The organism is Arthrobacter sp. Cza30 (genome assembly GCF_059090765.1).
Genome location: NZ_JBNHGA010000003.1, coordinates 250,420 through 268,206, shown reverse-complemented (window position 1 = coordinate 268,206; position 17,787 = coordinate 250,420). Strand labels below are relative to the sequence as shown.

Below are 17,787 nucleotides of genomic sequence, written 5' to 3'. Positions count from 1 at the left end.
GGCGAGACAGCGCCCCCGCGACTGCAGTCTCGGCGCCCCGCTGCTGTCTCGCGGGCCAGGCGGTCCGGCCGCGCACGAGGCCGGCTCGCGCGGTCGTAGGCTGAAGTCCATGCACGGCGAATACAAGGTGCCCGGCGGGAAGCTCGTCGTCGTCGACCTGGAGGAGCGGGACGGCCGCATCGCGGACTTCCACCTCGCGGGCGACTTCTTCCTCGAGCCCGACGATGCCCTGGCCGACATCGACGCAGCCGTGAACGGTCTGCCCGTCGAGGCGGATGTCGCCACCATCGCCGCCGCCGTGCGCGCAGCTCTTCCCGAGGGGGCGCAGCTTCTCGGCTTCACGCCCGAGGCCGTGGGCACCGCGGTCCGTCGCGCCCTCGTGACCGCGCCCGGCTGGCGCGACTTCGACTGGGAGATCGTCCACGAGCCGCCGGTCTCGCCGCGGATGAACCTCGCTCTCGACGAGGTCCTCACCGGTCGCGTCGGCGACGGGCGCCGGCGCCCCACCCTGCGGCTGTGGGAGTGGAACGAGAGCGCCGTGGTCATCGGCTCGTTCCAGTCGCTGCGCAACGAGGTCGATCCCGAGGGGGCCGCCAGGCACGGTTTCGACGTGGTGCGCCGGATCTCCGGCGGCGGCGCGATGCTCATGGGCGCGAACTCGATCGTCACGTACTCGCTGTACGTGCCGGCATCCCTCGTGGCGGGACTGACGTTCGCGGACTCGTACGCGTTCCTCGACGACTGGGTGCTGCAGGCGCTGCGCGCGCTCGGCGTCGAGGCGACCTACCAGCCGCTCAACGACATCTCCTCGCCGCAGGGCAAGATCGGCGGCGCGGCGCAGAAGCGCCTGGCCAACGGGGGTGTGCTGCACCATGCGACCCTCAGCTACGACATGGACGGTCAGGTCATGACGGAGGTCCTTCGGATCGGACGCGAGAAGCTGAGCGACAAGGGCACCACCTCCGCCGCGAAGCGCGTCGATCCTCTGCGCCGCCAGACGGGGCTGCCGCGCGAGGCGATCATCGAGAAGCTCAAGGAGACGTTCGCCAACCTGTACGGCGCTGTGCCGGGTCGCATCACCGAGGACGAGTACGCCGAGGCCGAGGCGCTCGTGGCGTCTAAATTCGCCACCGATGCGTGGCTGCGGCGCGTGCCGTGACCGTCGCGGAGGCCGGGAAGGCCGAACCGGGCACGGTCGAGATCCACCACGGCGACAACCTCGAGGTGATCCGGACCTTCCCGGACGCCTCGTTCACGCTGATCTACCTCGATCCCCCCTTCAACACCGGCCGGGTGCAGGAGCGGGCGCTCGAGACCGCCCGCTCGTGGCATCCCACCGACCCTTCGGCGGCGAAACTGCATGCGGACGCCGAGACGGCAGTCGGCGACGGCGGTCTCGGCGCCCCGTTGCCGTCTCGCGATGGAAGGGGGACCGGCGGCGTCGTGCGGCGCGGGTTCCACGGGCGCGAGTACGAGCGCATCCGGGGGGACCTCCGCGCGTACGACGACAGCTTCGACGACTACTGGGGCTTCCTCGAGCCGCGCCTGCTCGAGGCATGGCGCCTGCTCGCCGACGACGGGACGCTGTACCTGCACCTGGACTATCGCGAGGCGCACTACGCCAAGGTGCTCCTGGACGCACTGGTGGGGCGCGAGCGGTTCCTCAACGAACTCATCTGGGCCTACGACTACGGCGCCAAGACCCGCAGGCGCTGGCCCACCAAGCACGACACGATCCTCGTCTACGTCAAGGATCCGCAGCGGTACTGGTTCGACTCGGATGCCGTGGACCGGGAGCCGTACATGGCGCCCGGCCTTGTCACGCCCGAGAAGGCCGAGCGGGGCAAGCTCCCCACCGATGTGTGGTGGCACACGATCGTGCCGACCACGGGACGCGAGAAGACCGGCTACCCGACGCAGAAGCCCGAAGGCATCCTGCGGCGCATCGTCCAAGCATCCAGCCGCCCGGGCGACCGCGTGCTCGACTTCTTCGCCGGCAGCGGCACCACGGGGGCGGTGGCATCGGCCCTCGGCCGCCACGCCGTCCTGGTGGACCACAGCCCCGACGCGATCGCGGTGATGCGAGGACGGATGCCGCACGCGGCCGTCTCCGAGATGGAGTCGGAGCAAGCGCTTCCCTAGGCTGGTCCCATGCGCTTCGGAACCTTCATCCCCCAGGGCTGGCGATTCGACCTCGTGGACATCGACCCGGCCGATCACTGGCGGGTGATGGCGACGCTCGCTCAGCGCGCCGATGAGGGTCCGTGGGAGTCGCTGTGGGTGTACGACCACTTCCACACCACGCCGGTGCACAGCGACGAGGCCACGCACGAGGCGTGGACGCTGATGGCGGCCTTCGCGGCTGCGACCTCCCGGATCCGGCTCGGGCAGATGTGCACCTGCATGGGCTACCGCAACCCCGCCTACCTCGCGAAGGTCGCCGCGACGGTCGACATCGTCTCGGGCGGACGCACCGAGATGGGCATCGGCGGCGGCTGGTACGAGCACGAGTGGCGCGCCTACGGCTACGGGTTCCCGGAGGTGCCGCAGCGCCTCGCGATGCTGCGCGAAGGCGTCGAGATCATGCGGCAGGCGTGGACCACCGGGTCGGCGACGCTCGCGGGCAAGCACTACCAGGTCGATGGCGCGATCGTGCGTCCCCTCCCGCTGCAGGACGGCGGCATCCCGATGTGGGTCGCCGGCGGCGGTGAGAAGGTCACGCTGAAGATCGCGGCGAAGTACGCCGCGTACACGAACTACAGCGGGTCGCTGGAGGTCATCGACCACAAGAGCGAGGTGCTGCGCGGCCACTGCGAGGCGATCGGCCGCGACTTCGATTCGATCACGCGCACCTCGAACTTCAACACGATCGTCGGCGCCACCGAGGCGGAGGCCCGCGACCGGCTCGCGGCCGTCAAGGCACGCCTGCTCCCGCATGTCGGCCAGGAGCGCGCCGACCACATCGAGAACGACTACCTGGCCTCGCCGGCGTTCGGCTCGGTCGCGCAGGTCGCCGAGCGCCTCGCCGAGCGGGAGCGTCACGGCATCGCCTACGCGATCCACTACTTCCCCGAGGCCGCCTACGACCGCTCCGGCGTCGAGCTGTTCGAGCGAGAGGTGATCCCCGCGCTCAGCTGAGCCGGTCGCCGTCCGGCGGCGGCTGCTCGGGTGCCGGCCCCCCGGGAGCCGCGAGCAGCTCGAACACCGCATCCATCGTCGCGGCCATGTCGAAGTCGCGCTCCATCAGCCACTGCAGCTGGAGCCCGTCGCTGACCGCCTGCAGGATGCGAGCGAGGGTCTCCGGCGGTAGGCGATCGGTGATCCCGCCCGCTGCCTGCTGCTTCTCCAGCAGCCTGGCGAACAGCGTCCGCACCGCCCAGCCGCGCTCGAGGAAGAAGGGGCGCGCCGGATGCTGCGGGTCGGTCGCGGCGACCGCCAGCCGGACGAAGAGCTCGACGAGCCCCGGAACCTCGGCGTTGTGCTGCGCGACCGTGATGCAGGCGCCGCGCAGATCCTCGATCGGAGCGAGATCCGCACCCAGTGCGGCGAGGGCGAGCTCGTCGCGTTTTCGCAGAATCTGGGCGAAGAGCTCTTCCTTCGTCTCGAAGTAGTGCAGCAGCCCCGCCTGGCTGAGGCCGACGGCCTCGGCCAGCTCCTTCACGGATGCCTTGCGATATCCCTCGCGCGCGATCACGTCCAGCGCGCGCTCCAGGATCTCCTCCCGCTTCGCGATCCCCTTCGCGTACGGGCCCCGTGGCTTGGACGCCCCATGTCCCATATCGAAGGATAAGCCCGTACGAGAAGGAGCGGAACCGTCCGCGCGGATCTCGCCGGTGCGGGTCCGTGGGCCCGGACGAGGGGACGCGCGTCGCCGTCAGTCGGCGAGCCTGCCGCCTCCCTCGCCCGCGGCGCCCTCGGTGGCACCGGAGGCCCGGTCGGCCTCGGCCTCGTTCTCGCTCAGCTCCTCGGTGAACTCTCCGCCGGCGAGCACGTCGCCGTCTTCGGGATCCGAGCTGTTCCCCGTCTGGTCCGTCTCGCGGTCCATCGCATTCCTTCCGTTCAGCGGCGCAGGAACGCAAGCAGCGCCTCGTTGACCTCGTCGCCGTGCGTCCACAGCAGCCCGTGCGGTGCGCCCTCCAGCTCGACGTAGGTGGCGTCCGGCAGCAGCTCCTTGAACCGGCGCGCCGTGGCGTCGATGGGCAGGATGTTGTCGGCCGTGCCGTGGAGGATCATCGCCGGCACGTCGACGGCCGGGATGTCGGCGCGGAAGTCCGTCGGCCAGGTCAGCGGTGCTGCCGCGATCGCGGTGTTGCCGGCATGGTTGGCCGTCTGGATGCTCGCGTCGACGGCCTCCTGCGAGATGCGCGTGCCGAGGTTGTCGTCGAGGTTGTAGAAGTCCTGGAAGAACCCGGTGACGAAGGCGAAGCGATCCTGACGCACGGACTGCGCGATGCCGTCGAAGAACTCCTGCGGGCCGGCGCCGTCGGGGTTGTCGTCGCTCTGCAGCAGGAACGGCTCGAGCGACCCGAGGAACGCCGCCTTCGCCACTCGACCGCTGCCGTATCGCGACAGGTAGCGGGCGATCTCCCCGGTGCCCATGGAGAAGCCCACCAGCACCGCGTCGTGGAGGTCGAGGTCCTCCATGAGCGCGTGCAGGTCGGCCGCGAACGTGTCGTAGTCGTACCCCGAGCCGGCTTTGGTCGACGAACCGAAGCCGCGCCGGTCGTACGCGATCACCCGGAAGCCGGCATCCAGCAGAGCGGCCTGCTGCTTGCCCCACGATTCGCCGTCGAGCGGGAAGCCGTGGATCAGCACGACCGGCTGGCCGGAGCCCTGATCGGTGTAGTAGAGGTCGACGTCGACCGAGTTCTCGGTCCCCACGGTGATGTACGCCACGATCGCTCCTTCCGGCCGGGGACGGATGCCACGGCCACGGGTTCGACGCTAGGCAAAGGCGCCCGTCCCCGCCAGGGGTTGCGCCCCCGCCTCGGAGCCCTTCCCGAGGTCAGGTGTCGCGGCCGGCGCCGGCGGACGGGACGACCGTGAAGATCGTCGGCGCGGCGAAACCGGATGCCGCGAACGCGGCGAGCGTGGCATCCGTCACCTGCTGCACGCGATCGTGCGCGACGAGGGCGATCGCCGCGCCACCGAACCCGCCGCCGGTCATGCGGGCGCCGACGGCGCCTGCGCCGAGCGCCGCCTCGACGGCGGTGTCGAGCTCGGGGACGGAGATCTCGAAGTCGTCCCGCATCGAGGCGTGCGAGGCGACGAGGAGCTCGCCGATCGCGGTGGGGCCCTGCTCACGAAGTGTGCGCACGGTGTCGAGCACGCGCTGGTTCTCGGTGACGACGTGCCGCACCCGCCGGAACGTCACGTCGTCGACGCGGTCGCGCACCTGCTCGAGGTCGTCGATCCCGACGTCACGAAGCGCCGGCACGCCCATCGCGGCCGCGCCCCGCTCGCACGCCGCGCGGCGCTCGCCGTAGCCGCCCGTCGCGTGCGAGTGCTTCACCCCGGTGTCGATCACCACGAGCTCGAGCCCGGCGCGCGCGAATCCGAGGTCGACGACGTTCGCATCCAGCGTGCGGCAGTCGAGGAAGATCGCGGCATCCGGCTGTCCGAGCATCGCCGCCATCTGGTCCATGATCCCCGTGGGAGCGCCGACGGCGTCGTTCTCCGCCGTCCGTCCCGCTCGCGCGAGCGCGATCCGGTCGAGGTCGAGCGCCCACAGGTCGGCGAGGGCGGTCGCCGTCGCGCCCTCGATGGCCGCTGACGACGACAGGCCGGCGCCCACCGGGACGTCCGAGGCGAAGGCCAGGTCCACCCCGGTGACTCCGCCGCGCACGTCCTGCCCCGACCCCGACGGCGAGAACGCATCCGAGGGCCGAGACTCCGGATGCACCCCAGCGTCTCGGCCGTCCAGTGGATCCTCGCGGTCATCGCCCGCCGCGAGGAGCGCCCAGGCGACACCGAGCGGATACCGGGCCCACTCCACGATCTCGTCGCGGCGGCCGGGGAAGAGGTCGTCGAGGTCGTCGAGGGCGACCTCGACGGTGGCGCCGTCGAACGTCGACGCCACCCGGATGCGCCCGTCGTCGCGCGTCCGGGCCGCGACGTGCGTGCGGTGCTGGATCGCGAAAGGCAGCACGAAGCCGTCGTTGTAGTCGGTGTGCTCGCCGATGAGGTTCACGCGGCCGGGGGCGGACCACGTGTCGACCGGCTCACCGCCGAAGCGCTCGGCGAACAGGCGGCGGGCGTTCTCGGCCGTGGTCGTCTCGGCGGTCACAGGGTCTCCTCGGGGATGGAAGCGACGGCGGCGCGCAGGCGCTCGGCGGCGGCCTCGGGCGGGATGTCGCCGATCCAGGCGCCCATGGCGGCCTCGGATCCGGCGAGGTACTTGAGCTTGTCGGCGGCGCGCCGCGGGGACGTCAGCTGCAGGTGCAGGCGCACGGTGTCGCGTCCCCGGTGCACCGGCGCCTGGTGCCACGCGGCGATGTACGGCGTCGGGGTGTCGTACAGCGCGTCGACGCCGCGCAGGAGCCGCAGGTACAGCGGCGCGAGCTCGTCGCGCTCGGCATCCGTGGTGTGTGCGAAGTCGGGGACGTGGCGGTGAGGCAGCAGGTGCACCTCGATGGGCCAGCGGGCGGCGAACGGGACGAAGGCCGTCCAGTGCTCCCCGGCGAGGATGACGCGCTCGCCGGCGCGCTCGAACTCGAGGATCCGCTCGAACAGGTCCGGCCCCTCGCGATCGATCGAGGCGAGCAGGCTCGTCGTGCGGGGAGTGATGTAGGGGTATGCGTAGATCTGACCGTGCGGGTGAGGGAGGGTCACCCCGATCGCCTCGCCCCGGTTCTCGAAGGGGAACACCTGCTCGATCCCCGGGAGTGCCGACAGCTCGGCGGTGCGATCCGCCCACGCTTCGATGACCGTCCGGGCGCGCGTCGCCGTCTGCGTGCCGAAGGATCCGGAGTGCTCGTGGCTGAAGCACACGACCTCGCAGCGGCCGACGCTGGTCCGGGTGCGGCCCAGGCCCGGGGCATCCAGGTCGTCGAGCCCGTGAGGAGCGTCGGCGCCGGCCGGCGCGTCGCCGTGCGCCTGGGCGAGGGCCGGTCCGAACGACGGCGACTTGTTCTCGAAGACGGCGACGTCGTACAGCGACGGGATCTCAGACGGGTTCGTCGGCGTCTGCGGCGCGAGCGGGTCGAGCTCGGCCGGCGGCAGGAACGCGCGGTTCTGCCGGGCCGCCGCGATGGAGACCCAGTCGCCGGTGAGCACATCCCGCCGCATCGTCGCCGTCTCGGGGCGCACGACCGGCTCACGCCTGTCGAGCGCGCGGTCGGGATCGAGCGTCGTGCCGGGGTCGTCGTAGTAGATCAGCTCGCGCCCGTCGGCCAGCCGCGTGGACCGCTTGACGACGCCGGCGCCGAGGGTGACGGCATCCGTCGCCGTGCGGAACTCAGGAGTGTTCACCTCAACACGGTACGTGCACGAGCGTGTTATCGTCAACACAACGGCGACAGCCTGGATTGTGGACGGCGGGCACGCGGAGGACGCATGGGAACCGGCTTCGACGAGCTGGCGGAGCTCGACGCCCTCCTCCAGCCTCGCGCTCGCACCCGTCGCGTTCCGCGCGAGGCCGACACGGCTCGCCGGGTGTCGATGGCGGACGTCGCCGCACGGGCCGGCGTGTCGGGGCAGACGGTCTCGCGTGTGGTCAACGCCAGTCCCCGCGTGGACCCCGAGACGCGCGCGCGGGTCGAGGCCGCGATGGCCGCGCTCGGGTACCGCCCGCACCGCGCCGCCCGCGCGCTGCGGACCGGCCGCACCCACACGATCGGCCTGGTGGTCTCCACGCTCGCCACGGTCGGCAACTCCCGCATGCTGCAGGCGGTGGCGGATGCCGCGGCCGGGCGCGGCTACGCGCTCACGGTCGTCACCCTTGCAGGTGCGGGCGGGGTGCCGGAGGCCTTCGAGCGGCTGCGCGACCAGGGCGTCGACGGCGTCATCGTGCTCAACGAGGCGACCGCTCTCGCCCTCGACGTCCCGGCCCCCGCGGGGCTGTCCCTGGTCGTCGTGGATGCCGCGCGCACGGACCGAGGAGGAGCGGCGCCGGCCGCGCCGCCTCCGCGGGGCGACCGGCACGAGCCGGACGGCGACGCGCGGGCGCAGGACGAGCACGGGCCCGATTCGCCGGCGGGCGCGCCGCGTGCCGGCGGTCGCAGCGCCGTGCAGTCCGACCATGCGGGCGGCGCCCGTGCGGCTGTGACCCACCTGCTGGAGCTCGGGCACCGGACGGTCCACCACCTCGCCGGCCCGGCCGACTCGTTCGCGGCCGCCGAACGCGAGCGAGGCTGGCGCTCGGCCCTGCAGCACGCCGGTCGGCCGGTGCCCGAGCCCGCCCGGGGCGACTGGACGGCGGCATCCGGTCATCGCGAAGGCGGCGTGCTCGCGCGGGATCCGGCTGTCACCGCCGTGTTCGCGGCCAACGACCAGATGGCGCTCGGACTCATCCGCGCGCTGAAGGGCGCGGGGCGCGAGGTCCCGGGTGACGTGAGCGTCGTGGGCTTCGACGACATCGCGGATGCCGCCGACTATCTGCCGCCGCTGACCACGGTCCGACAGGACTTCGACCGGCTCGGAGAGCTGGCTGTCGCCCATCTCGTCGCGGGCATCGAGGGCGGCGCGCCCGGGATCGACGTGCTGCCGACGCGGCTCGTCGTGCGCGAGAGCACCGCGGCGCCGCGCTGAGCCTCGACCGCGCCCGCGCGTCATGCGTGGGGGTGGCGGGCTTCAGTCGTCCAGTCGAGCGGCCCAGCGCGCGGCGCGGACGAGGAGCGTCCGGTGCCCGTCGGACGCGTAGGAGCGCGCGTCGTGCCCGAGCGAGCTCGCGACGGCGCGAGTGCCGCCGCCCTCGCTGGTCCAGACCGCGGGGTGGGACACCCCGTCTACGTCGTGCACGGCCAGCACCCGGACGCCGTCGTCCACCTCCAGGTCGGCGTACCGCTCGTCGAACACCTCGAGGTCGCCGGGCACGATGCCGTGGGCGCCGTCGACGGACCGCAGCGTCGTGGCGCCGATCTCGGGATGCCACGATGCGCCTGCGACCCACTCCCCGCCGATCGCGCGACGCCAGAGGGGATAGTCGCGGAGGCTCGACAGGCCGCTGTGCGTCGCGATGACGCCGATCCCGCGCTCGACCGCGGCCGTCAGTCCCGCGTCGGCGGCCGGGTCGGCGCCGCGAGCCGCGTCTTCGCCGCGCCATGGATCGCCGGCGTTCACGACCAGCAGGGCGGCGTCGCCCAGGGCGGCGAGTGCGCGGTCCGCGTCCTCGATCACCTCGACCCGCCACCCCGCACCGCGCAGGATCTCCGCGATCGCGGCCGAGGTCTCGGGGTACGGATGCCAGGGATCGGCGTAGCGTCCGGCGCCGCTGGCCACGATGGCGAGCGGGGTGGTCTCGTCGGAGCCGGGCGTGGGAGGAGCGGTCGGTACCATGGGCTCAAGATAGCGCTTTCCCGCGGAGCGGGGCACGGAAGAATGGCTGACATGGTGCACACCGTCGTGATCGCTCCCGACTCCTTCAAAGGCACGATCGGAGCAGCCGCGGCCGCGGCGGCGCTCGCGGACGGCTGGCGCCGCATCCGCGCGCACGACGCGGTGCGCCTGCTCCCGATGGCCGACGGCGGCGAGGGCACGGTGGACGCCTTCGGGGCGGCGGTGCCCGGTGCACGTCGCGTGCCGGTGACCGTGACCGGTCCCGAGGGCACGCCGGTCGAGGCATCCTGGGTGCTGCTGCCGGGTGACGGCGAGGCGCCGCACGGCACTGGCGTCGTGGAGCTGGCCAACACGAGCGGCATCGAGCTCCTCGGCGCGCCGCCGCGGCTTCGCCCGCTGGATGCGCACACCCGGGGCTTCGGCGAGGCGATCCGAGCCGCGCTCGCGCACGGGGTGTCGCGTCTGGTGCTGGGCATCGGGTCGAGCGCGTCGACGGACGGCGGCACCGGCATGCTGGCCGCTCTGGGCGCCTCCTTCACGGATGCCGCCGGGCACCCCATCCCGGACGGGGGAGGGGGCCTGGCCGAGCTCGCAGCCGCCGATCTGACCGGTCTGCCCGCGCTTCCCCCGGGAGGCGTGACGGTGCTCTCGGACGTGACGAATCCGCTGCTCGGGGAGCGCGGCGCCGCCGCGGTGTTCGGTCCTCAGAAGGGCGCGACACCCGCCGATGTCGCCGCCCTCGACGCCGGCCTGGCACGGCTGGCCCGACTGCTGCCCGCCGATCCGCATGCCGCCGGCGCCGGCGCTGCGGGCGGGACGGGCTTCGCGCTGCTGGCGTGGGGCGCCCGTCTGGTCCCCGGCTCTCGAGCCGTGGCGGAACTGGTGGGGCTCCCGCAGGCGGTCGCCGAGGCGTCCGTCATCGTCACCGGCGAGGGGGCGTTCGACGGGCAGTCCGCCGCCGGCAAGGTGCCCGCGCACGTGGCTGCCCTCGCCGAAGGCGCGGGCGTCCCGGTCGCGCTCGTCGCGGGCCGGATCGCCGGCGACGCCGACGTGTCGGACTTCGCCGCCAGCGCCTCGCTGACCGAACTGGCCGGCTCACCTGCGGCGGCGATGTCGCATCCGGCGCACTGGCTCACGGAGGCAGGCGCCGCCCTGGCCCGCGCGCTGGGCTGATCCACGTCGCCGGGCGGCGGTGGCGAGCCCAGACACGCCGGCCGAGCCGACGCAGGTCCGTCCGACCGACACGCGGATCGGGCGCGGACGTGCCCGTCCGCGCGCCGCGCGTCGACCCGCAGCCGGTCGCGTCGGCTCAGGGAACCCGCAGCACGCCGTTGCGGCGGTGGGGCAGCGACGCGAGGGCGTCGTCGCGCAGCACCGCGGGCAGCAGCTCGGCCGGTGCATCCTGGAACACGACCGGCCGCAGGAACCGGCGGATGGCCGTCGCGCCGACCGAGGTGTGCAGCGACGTGGTCGCCGGCCACGGGCCGCCGTGGTGCTGCGACCATGTCACGGCCACGCCCGTCGGCCACCCCGCGAACAGCACGCGGCCCACCCGGCGCTCCAGCACCTCGAGCACGTCGGCGACGTCGTCGCCGGGCTCGGAGTGCAGCGTCCCCGTCAGCGACCCCGGGACGGCGCGCAGCGCCGCCAGCAGCTGATCGGGCGAGGCGTACCGCACGAGCACGGTCACCGGGCCGAAGCACTCCTCGAGGAGCGTGTCCGGGCGGTCGACCACGGCCGCGGCATCCGTCGCCAGCACCACCGGCTGAGCGCCGTCGGTGGGACGGCCCTCGGCGACGACCGCGACCGACGGGTCGGCCTCGAGGTGGGCGACGCCGAGGGGGAACGCGTCGGTGATCCGCTCGGTCAGCAGCGGACCGCCCTCAGCGTCCACGGCGAATCGCGCGACCAGGTCCTCGAAGCCGACGCCCTCGGGCACGAACACGACACCGGGCTTCGTGCAGAACTGGCCGACGCCGAGCGTGAAGGACCCGACGAGCCCCTTCGCGAGCTCCTCGCCGCGCGCGCCGGCGGCCGCAGGAGTGATCACGACGGGGTTCACCGAGCCCAGCTCGCCGTAGAAGGGGATGGGGTCCGGGCGCCCGGACGCCAGGTCGAACAGCGCGCGCCCGCCGCTGACGGAGCCCGTGAAGCCCGCGGCCTGGATCACCGGATGCTGCACGAGGGCGTTGCCGGCCTCGCGGCCTTCGATGAGCGCGAGCGACCCGCGCGGGGCGCCGGCGCCCTCCAGCGCCTGCGCCATGATCTCCGCGGTACGCCGGGACAGGCGCGGGTGCCCGGAGTGCGCCTTGACGATGACCGGGTTGCCGGCGGCGAGGGCGGATGCGGTGTCACCGCCTGCGACCGAGAACGCGAAGGGGAAGTTCGATGCCGAGAACACCGCGACCGGGCCCACGCCGGTGAGCATGCGCCGCAGCTCGGGCCGGGGCGGCGTCGCCGAGGCGTCGGCGTCGTCGACGGTCAGCTCGAGGTAGGAGCCCTCCTCGAGGGCCGACGCGAAAAGGCGCAGCTGCCCGGTGGTGCGGCCGACTTCGCCGGTCAGGCGCGCCTCGGCGAGGCGGGTCTCCTCGTGCGCGATCGCGACGAGCTCCTCGCCGTGCGCGTCGAGCGCATCGGCGGCGGCGCGGAGCCAGCTCGCCCGTGTCGCGGCATCCGATCGGCGCCACACCGGCGCGGCGGCGGCTGCCGCCTGGGTCAGCTGCTCGAGCTGTTCTGTCGTCGTGGTCATCGGGAAGTCCTTTCGTCGGGGCATCCGCCGTCGGATCGGTGACGAGAACGCCCGGACCCGCCGGAATCATCCGGACGGGCGGGGCGGGCTGGGTTCTCGCGGCAGGGCATGGAAGGAGTCGGGGTCAGGTGAAGCGGAGGCCGAGGCCCAGGTGAGGCACCTCGGTGAGCGTGCCGTCGGCGATCCGCACGGGCGAGTCGTCCAGGAGCGCCCCGAGGCTGCCGAAACCGGCGTCCTCGACGTCCTCGGCCATCGGCTCGGGCGCGCCGGGCGTCGCCCGCAGCGCGAGCGCCAGCTGGCCCGACAGCTCGGGCAGCAGGTGCGGGTGGAGAGCGGCGCCGTACTCCGCGGCGATCGCGGCGACGCCGAGGAACGGCGTGATCCCGCCGACCCGAACGATGTTCGGCTGCACGATCTGGGCCGCGCCCAGCCGCAGGAAGTCGTCGAAGCGGTAGACGTTGTGCAGGTTCTCGCCCACCGCGACCGGGATGCCGCTGGACGATGCCAGTCGACGGGACAGCTCGATGTGCCCGTACAGGTCGTCGGCGCGCAGCGGCTCCTCGATCCACGCCGGCGAGACCTCCGCGAGCAGCTCGAGCGCATCGGTGGCGCGGGCGAGGTCCCAGCGCTGGTTGGCGTCGATCATGAGCTGCCGGTCCGGGCCGAGCACCTCGCGGACGGCGCGCATCCGGTCGAGGTCCTCCGCGGCATCGGGCTTGCCGACCTTCACCTTGACCGCATCGAACCCGGCGTCGACCCACCGCCGCACCTGGGCGACGAGCTCGTCGAGGGGGTAGTGCAGGTTCACGCCGCTGCCGTAGGTGCGGACCCGGTCACGCTGCCTGCCGAGGAAGCCGGAGACCGAGGTTCCGGCGGCGCGGGCCGCGGCATCCCACAGGGCGAGATCGAGTCCCGCGAGCGCGATCGTGGTGATGCCGCCGCCTCCCGCCTCGTGCAGGTGCTGCCACAGCGCGCGCCACTGCTCTCCCGGCTCGCCCGAGCCGCCCACCGCGGCAGGCGCGATGTCGTGCTGCAGCAGGGCGAGCACCGCCTCCGCCCCGATCTGCGGCGTCCACGAGAATCCCCAGCCCTCACTGCCGTCCGAGCGCATCACGTGCGTCGCGACGACGCCGACCGAGGTGACGTCGGCCGCCCACGGGCGCGTGAGCGGCACGCGCACGAGGCGCGCGTCGAGCCCGGTGAGGGCCGTGAGGGTGTGCGCGCCGGACGAGGCCGAGGTCGCCGTGGGCAGTGTCACAGCAGCGCCCGTCCCGCGGCGAGGATCTCGGCCAGGCGCTCCTCCTGCGCGGGGGTCGGGTCCACCAGCGGCGGTCGCACCGAACCGACGGGCAGGCCCGACAGGCGCAGGCCGGTCTTGATGAGCGAGACGCCGAAGCCCGGGGTCTCATCGCGCAGCCGCACCAGAGGCGCGTAGAACCCGTCGAGCAGTTCCGCCCGGCGCGCCTCGTCGCCCTCGGCGTAGGCGCGGTAATAGGCGTTGGCCACCTCCGGGATCATTGCGAACGCGGCCGACGAGTACAGCGGGATGCCGATGCCGCGGTACGCGCCCTGCGTGAGCTCGGCGGTGAGGAGGCCGTTGAAGAACGCGAAGTCCTCGCGGCCCTCGGCCGCGACCGCACGCACGATCTGCTGGGCGAGGCCGACGTCGCCGACGCCGTCCTTGAACCCGACGATCTTGGGATTTCGCGCGAGGCGTCGCATCGTGTCGACGGAGTACTGGGCGTTCGCCCGGTGGTAGATGACCACCGGAAGGTCGGATGCGGCCGCCACGGCCTCGACGTACGCGGCCAGACCCGCCTGCGGGCCGCCCACGAGGTAGGGCGGGAGCACGAGGAGGGCATCGGCTCCCGCATCCGCCGCCGCGCGCGCGAGGGCGACCGCGTGGCCGAGAGGCCCGCCGGTCCCCGCGACCACGGGCACGCGGCCGGCGACCGTCTCGGTCGTGACCTGCACGACGCGGACGACCTCTTCGGTCGAGAGGGCGTGGAACTCGCCGGTGCCGCATGCGGGGAAGACGCCGCCGGGGGAGTGCTCGAGCGTCGTGGCGACGTGGCGGCGGAGGAGATCCTCGTCGACACGGCCGTCCGGATCGAACGGGGTGACGGGGAAGAAGAGGATGCCGTCGAACTTCACGCCAGCACGTCCTTTCGTGAGATGTCGGGGAGGGCGGCGTCCTGGCGGTCTGTCTCACCGAGCTCGACCCGCCAGGAGTGGGTCGGGCGCCAGCCGAGGACTTCGCGGGCCTTGGCATTCGAGAACGCCGGCGCCGTGCCGGTGAGACCGGCCGCCAGCCGCTCGCTGCCCGGCACGAATCGCGGCAGCAGCTCGGCCAGCGGGCGCCGTGCCAGGGCGTCGTCTGCGCCGACGAAGAAGACCTCGGCGTTCGGGATGTCCGGCAGCGCGGCCAGGAGCACGTCGACGAAGCCGGCGACATCCCGTGCGTCGACGTAGTTGAACAGGGCGGGCGCGGAGAGGGCCGGATCGTCCAGGCGGTCGCGGACCGTGTGGCCCTGCTGCGTCGGCGCGCCGGCCCACTCCTCGGGCGCGATCACGAAGCACGGCCGGAACGCGGCGAACCGGGTGGCGTCGCCGGTCTGCCGCGCGAGCATCTGGATCGTCTGCTCGGCGAGGAGCTTGGACAGCCCGTAGGCGTTCCACGGCTTCGGCGGCGTGGTCTCATCGAGCGGGAACCGCTCGGGCAGCCAGCCCGCGGGGGCGTGGTAGCCGAGCACCGTCGGGCTCGACGCGGTGACCATCTTCGACACGCCCGCCGCGACGCCCGCCGACAGCACGTTGAGGGCGAGCGTCGCGTTCGTGCGGAGGATGACGTCTTCCGGTGCGCTGAACGGCACGGCGATCGCGGCGAGATGGACGAGGGCGTCGGCCCGGGACTCCACGACGGCACGGGCTGCGGCATCCGCGTCGGTCAGGTCGACGGCGATCTGCGTGACGCCGGCGAGCTCGGCGGCGTCCGAGACGGCGCGGTCGAGCGACACGAGCTCGTGGCCGGCCGCGGCGAGACCGGCGACGAGGGAGCGGCCCAGCCGCCCGGCGCCACCCGTGACGACGATGCGACTCACGAGTGCGCTCCCGCCCGGGCGTCGGCGGCGAGGAACCGGATGCCGAGATCGGCGACGCGCACCGGCAGGCCGGTCTCCAGCGACTGGTTCCCGGCGATGCCGACCGCGATCGAGCGGACGCCGTCGCGCCAGTCGGCGGGCCGCGCCAGCGGGTCGTCGCCGGGCCCCTCGAAGACGTCGGCGAGCAGGAGCGCGTCGCCGCCGCCGTGTCCGCCGTCGCCGCTGATGATCGGCACCTCGTAGGCCGCCTCCCAGTGCTTCTGCACGAGAAGGCGCTCGCCCTCGGGACGCAGTGAGGCCGAGGCGCCCGCGTCGGTGGCCGAGGGGTCGAGCACCGGGTGGAGGCCCTCGTCGACGAGCACCGCGCCGCGCTCGACGACCTCGAGCTCGGCGCGCCCGCGCGTGCCGTTCACCGCGACGCGGTAGCCCTCCCACGGGGAGTGCGCGTTGAGGGAGTAGCTCAGTGTCGCGCCGGAGTCGTAGTCGACCACGAGGGCGAGGTTGTCCTCGATCGTGATGCCCTCGTCGAACACGTCGCGGTCGCGGATGTACCCGTCGTGCTGCTCGGCGTCGAGGTACAGCGCCTTCAGCCGCTCGTCCTGCCGCAGGTCCAGCTCGAACGCGTCCGCGCCGTCGTGCGTGCCGCGCGCGGGACGGTTGCGGATGCCGCGCGCCGCGGCGTTCTCGGCGCCGTAGAAGCGCAGCCCGCCCGAGGCGAACACACGCGTGGGCGAGGAGCGGATCCACCAGTTCACCAGGTCGAAGTGGTGACTGGCCTTGTGCACCAGGAGTCCGCCGGAGTGCACCTTCTCGCGGTGCCAGCGGCGGAAGTAGTCGGCCCCGTGCTTGGTGTCGAGCACCCACGAGAAGTCGATGCTCGTGACCTCGCCGATGGTGCCGTTCTGGATCACCTGGCGCAGCGCGCTGTTGCGCGGCGAATAGCGGTAGTTGAAGGTGATCACGACCTCGCGCCCGGTCCGGTCGATGGCATCCTCGATGGCCGCCGCGCTGGCCGCATCGATGGTGAGCGGCTTCTCGACGACGACATCGGCGCCGGCATCCAGGGCGCGCACGATCAGCGGCGCATGCAGGTCGTCGCGGGCGCACACGATGACGCGGTCGATCCTCTCGGTGCGGATCATGTCCTCGAGATCATCCGGCCCGTACACCGCGGGGGCGGGATGCCCGGCGGCCACCACGCGGTCGACGTAGTACCGGGCCCGGACGGGGTTGGGCTCGCAGATCGCGACCAGCGAGGCGTCGTCGGCGTACGTGGTCGTGATCGCGTCGACGTACATCTGCGAACGGTGGCCCGCTCCGACGACGGCGTACCGGCGGTGGCTCATCTCACTCCTTCAGGAAACGTTTTCTCAGGCTACCATGCCGGCTCGCGGCGCGGGCCGGCTGCGGCATCCCCTGAAGCGGCAGGGGCGGTCAGGCGGGTGCGGGGCCCGTCGTGCCCCGCACGGTGAGCTCCGGCTGCAGCGTGAGCGGATCCCCCGGCTCGGCGCCGTGCAGCAGATCCCGCATCCGCGACCACGCGTGGGTCCCCAGCTCCTCGGCCGGGACGGCCGCCGTCGTCAGCGGCGGAGTCGTGTAGCGCGCGAAGGGGATGTCGTCGAACCCGACGATCGAGAGGTCGTCGGGCACCCGGCGCCCCTGCGCCTGGACGGCGCTCAGCAGCCCCATCGCGACGAGATCGTTGAAGGCGAGCGCAGCGGTCGCTCCCGAGGCGAGCACCGCCTGGGCGGCGCCGGCGCCCGCCTCGAAGTCGACGCCGCAGGGGATCTCGGCGACCTCGGTGCCCGGGTGTGCGTCCACGAACTCCGCGATCGCCTCGAGTCGGGCGGCGTTGGCCACACTGAGCTCCACGCCTGCGAGGTACACGATGCGCCGGTGGCCCAGCTCGTGGAGATGGGCCAGCTCCGCGCCGAGCGCGCGACGGTAGTCGGCGCCGACGGCCGGCACGGCGCCGGAGGTGCGGTTGACGAGCACCACCGGGCGCAGGCCCCCGACGAGGCTGTCGAGCTCCGCCTGCGGCAGGCGCGGCGCACACAGGATGACCCCGTCGGTGCGCCGGCGCGTGGCGCCCGCCAGCACGCGCTCCTCGTCCACCGATTCCGCGGAGTCGGCGACGAGCACGTGATAGTCGTCGGCCGCCGCCGCGCGGCTGAGACCCCGCAGGATCGCCTGGAAGGTGGGGTTGCCGAGGTCCGGCACGATCACCGCGACCGTCTGCGTGCGGCCGAGCACCAGACTGCGCGCGACGGGACTGGCGGTGTAGTCGAGGGCGGCGGCGGCATCCCGCACCCGCTCGACGAGCGCGGGATCCACCGTCGGATTGCCGTTGAGCGCGCGCGAGACCGTCGAGAGCGAGACACCTGCGCGCGCGGCGACATCGGCGATCGTGACGCCTTTCGGTGAGCGTGGCATCCCAGGGCC

General features: G+C 73.2%; 17 protein-coding genes. 5 read left to right on the top strand and 12 right to left on the bottom strand.

From position 1 onward, the window contains the following. Nucleotides 1-109 precede the first annotated feature (109 nt). The 3 genes from lplAB to AC5RVZ_RS10835 are packed head-to-tail and all read left to right on the top strand — an operon-like array spanning nt 110 to nt 3,138. Complete coding sequence (gene lplAB / locus AC5RVZ_RS10845) at nt 110-1,159, top strand: lipoate-protein ligase LplAB (protein WP_494065761.1); 1,050 nt, start codon at nt 110-112, stop codon at nt 1,157-1,159. Further along, complete coding sequence (locus tag AC5RVZ_RS10840; protein ID WP_494065760.1) at nt 1,138-2,142, top strand: DNA-methyltransferase; 1,005 nt, start codon at nt 1,138-1,140, stop codon at nt 2,140-2,142. Before lplAB ends, AC5RVZ_RS10840 begins: the two co-directional genes overlap by 22 nt. A 9-nt stretch (nt 2,143-2,151) precedes the next feature. After that, the gene (locus tag AC5RVZ_RS10835) at nt 2,152-3,138 is read left to right on the top strand and encodes an LLM class F420-dependent oxidoreductase (RefSeq protein ID WP_494065759.1); all 987 of its coding nucleotides are present in this window, start codon (nt 2,152-2,154) and stop codon (nt 3,136-3,138) included. Here the strand turns inward: AC5RVZ_RS10835 and AC5RVZ_RS10830 are convergent. From AC5RVZ_RS10830 to galT, 5 genes are all read right to left on the bottom strand, one after another. Continuing rightward, complete coding sequence (locus tag AC5RVZ_RS10830; RefSeq protein ID WP_494065758.1) at nt 3,131-3,778, bottom strand: TetR/AcrR family transcriptional regulator; 648 nt, start codon at nt 3,776-3,778, stop codon at nt 3,131-3,133. The genes AC5RVZ_RS10835 and AC5RVZ_RS10830 overlap by 8 nt on opposite strands. A 96-nt stretch (nt 3,779-3,874) precedes the next feature. After that, nucleotides 3,875-4,045 (bottom strand): hypothetical protein, encoded by a 171-nt coding sequence (locus tag AC5RVZ_RS10825; RefSeq protein ID WP_494065757.1) that lies wholly within the window; start codon nt 4,043-4,045, stop codon nt 3,875-3,877. Between the two features lie 14 nt (nt 4,046-4,059). Beyond that, complete coding sequence (locus AC5RVZ_RS10820) at nt 4,060-4,896, bottom strand: alpha/beta fold hydrolase (protein ID WP_494065756.1); 837 nt, start codon at nt 4,894-4,896, stop codon at nt 4,060-4,062. A 109-nt stretch (nt 4,897-5,005) separates the two neighbouring features. After that, nucleotides 5,006-6,286 (bottom strand): galactokinase, encoded by a 1,281-nt coding sequence (gene galK, locus AC5RVZ_RS10815; RefSeq protein WP_494065755.1) that lies wholly within the window; start codon nt 6,284-6,286, stop codon nt 5,006-5,008. Then, nucleotides 6,283-7,470, bottom strand: coding sequence for a galactose-1-phosphate uridylyltransferase (galT, locus tag AC5RVZ_RS10810; protein ID WP_494065754.1), 1,188 nt, complete (start codon nt 7,468-7,470; stop codon nt 6,283-6,285). Before galT ends, galK begins: the two co-directional genes overlap by 4 nt. A 189-nt stretch (nt 7,471-7,659) precedes the next feature. Between galT and AC5RVZ_RS10805 the strand changes: the two genes are divergently transcribed. After that, nucleotides 7,660-8,748, top strand: coding sequence for a LacI family DNA-binding transcriptional regulator (locus AC5RVZ_RS10805; protein ID WP_494066273.1), 1,089 nt, complete (start codon nt 7,660-7,662; stop codon nt 8,746-8,748). 42 nt (nt 8,749-8,790) lie between these two features. On the opposite strand, the gene AC5RVZ_RS10800 is transcribed toward AC5RVZ_RS10805, so the two are convergent. After that, nucleotides 8,791-9,495: a ThuA domain-containing protein gene (locus AC5RVZ_RS10800; RefSeq protein ID WP_494065753.1), complete on the bottom strand. Its 705-nt coding sequence runs from the start codon at nt 9,493-9,495 to the stop codon at nt 8,791-8,793. 51 nt (nt 9,496-9,546) lie between these two features. Between AC5RVZ_RS10800 and AC5RVZ_RS10795 the strand changes: the two genes are divergently transcribed. After that, a complete protein-coding gene (locus AC5RVZ_RS10795) occupies nt 9,547-10,668 on the top strand; it encodes a glycerate kinase (RefSeq protein ID WP_494065752.1) in 1,122 nt (373 codons plus the stop codon). A gap of 136 nt (nt 10,669-10,804) precedes the next feature. On the opposite strand, the gene AC5RVZ_RS10790 is transcribed toward AC5RVZ_RS10795, so the two are convergent. The 6 genes from AC5RVZ_RS10790 to AC5RVZ_RS10765 all read right to left on the bottom strand — a co-directional run bounded on the left by AC5RVZ_RS10790 (nt 10,805) and on the right by AC5RVZ_RS10765 (nt 17,778). Beyond that, complete coding sequence (locus tag AC5RVZ_RS10790) at nt 10,805-12,244, bottom strand: aldehyde dehydrogenase (NADP(+)) (protein ID WP_494065751.1); 1,440 nt, start codon at nt 12,242-12,244, stop codon at nt 10,805-10,807. Nucleotides 12,245-12,368: 124 nt separating this feature from the next. After that, entirely contained in the window at nt 12,369-13,496 is a 1,128-nt protein-coding gene (locus AC5RVZ_RS10785; protein ID WP_494066272.1) for a mandelate racemase/muconate lactonizing enzyme family protein, read from the bottom strand. Nucleotides 13,497-13,498: 2 nt separating this feature from the next. Next, nucleotides 13,499-14,398 carry a 5-dehydro-4-deoxyglucarate dehydratase gene (locus AC5RVZ_RS10780; RefSeq protein ID WP_494065750.1) on the bottom strand — a complete coding sequence of 300 codons (900 nt, stop codon included), beginning with the start codon at nt 14,396-14,398 and terminating at the stop codon, nt 13,499-13,501. Continuing rightward, complete coding sequence (locus tag AC5RVZ_RS10775; RefSeq protein WP_494065749.1) at nt 14,395-15,345, bottom strand: NAD-dependent epimerase/dehydratase family protein; 951 nt, start codon at nt 15,343-15,345, stop codon at nt 14,395-14,397. The genes AC5RVZ_RS10780 and AC5RVZ_RS10775 overlap by 4 nt, the downstream gene beginning before the upstream one ends. Further along, a complete protein-coding gene (locus tag AC5RVZ_RS10770; protein ID WP_494065748.1) occupies nt 15,342-16,691 on the bottom strand; it encodes a Gfo/Idh/MocA family protein in 1,350 nt (449 codons plus the stop codon). Before AC5RVZ_RS10770 ends, AC5RVZ_RS10775 begins: the two co-directional genes overlap by 4 nt. A gap of 88 nt (nt 16,692-16,779) precedes the next feature. After that, a complete protein-coding gene (locus AC5RVZ_RS10765; protein WP_494065747.1) occupies nt 16,780-17,778 on the bottom strand; it encodes a LacI family DNA-binding transcriptional regulator in 999 nt (332 codons plus the stop codon). Nucleotides 17,779-17,787 lie beyond the last annotated feature (9 nt).

Bases quoted from the DNA above. Each gene is read 5' to 3' on its own strand.
- AC5RVZ_RS10765 (WP_494065747.1), bottom strand. From the start codon at position 17,778: ATGCCACGCTCACCGAAAGGCGTCACGATCGCCGATGTCGCCGCGCGC.
- lplAB (WP_494065761.1), top strand. From the start codon at position 110: ATGCACGGCGAATACAAGGTGCCCGGCGGGAAGCTCGTCGTCGTCGAC.
- AC5RVZ_RS10825 (WP_494065757.1), bottom strand. From the start codon at position 4,045: ATGGACCGCGAGACGGACCAGACGGGGAACAGCTCGGATCCCGAAGAC.
- AC5RVZ_RS10795 (WP_494065752.1), top strand. From the start codon at position 9,547: ATGGTGCACACCGTCGTGATCGCTCCCGACTCCTTCAAAGGCACGATC.
- AC5RVZ_RS10790 (WP_494065751.1), bottom strand. From the start codon at position 12,244: ATGACCACGACGACAGAACAGCTCGAGCAGCTGACCCAGGCGGCAGCC.
- AC5RVZ_RS10835 (WP_494065759.1), top strand. From the start codon at position 2,152: ATGCGCTTCGGAACCTTCATCCCCCAGGGCTGGCGATTCGACCTCGTG.
- AC5RVZ_RS10800 (WP_494065753.1), bottom strand. From the start codon at position 9,495: ATGGTACCGACCGCTCCTCCCACGCCCGGCTCCGACGAGACCACCCCG.
- AC5RVZ_RS10770 (WP_494065748.1), bottom strand. From the start codon at position 16,691: ATGAGCCACCGCCGGTACGCCGTCGTCGGAGCGGGCCACCGTTCGCAG.
- AC5RVZ_RS10830 (WP_494065758.1), bottom strand. From the start codon at position 3,778: ATGGGACATGGGGCGTCCAAGCCACGGGGCCCGTACGCGAAGGGGATC.
- AC5RVZ_RS10805 (WP_494066273.1), top strand. From the start codon at position 7,660: ATGGCGGACGTCGCCGCACGGGCCGGCGTGTCGGGGCAGACGGTCTCG.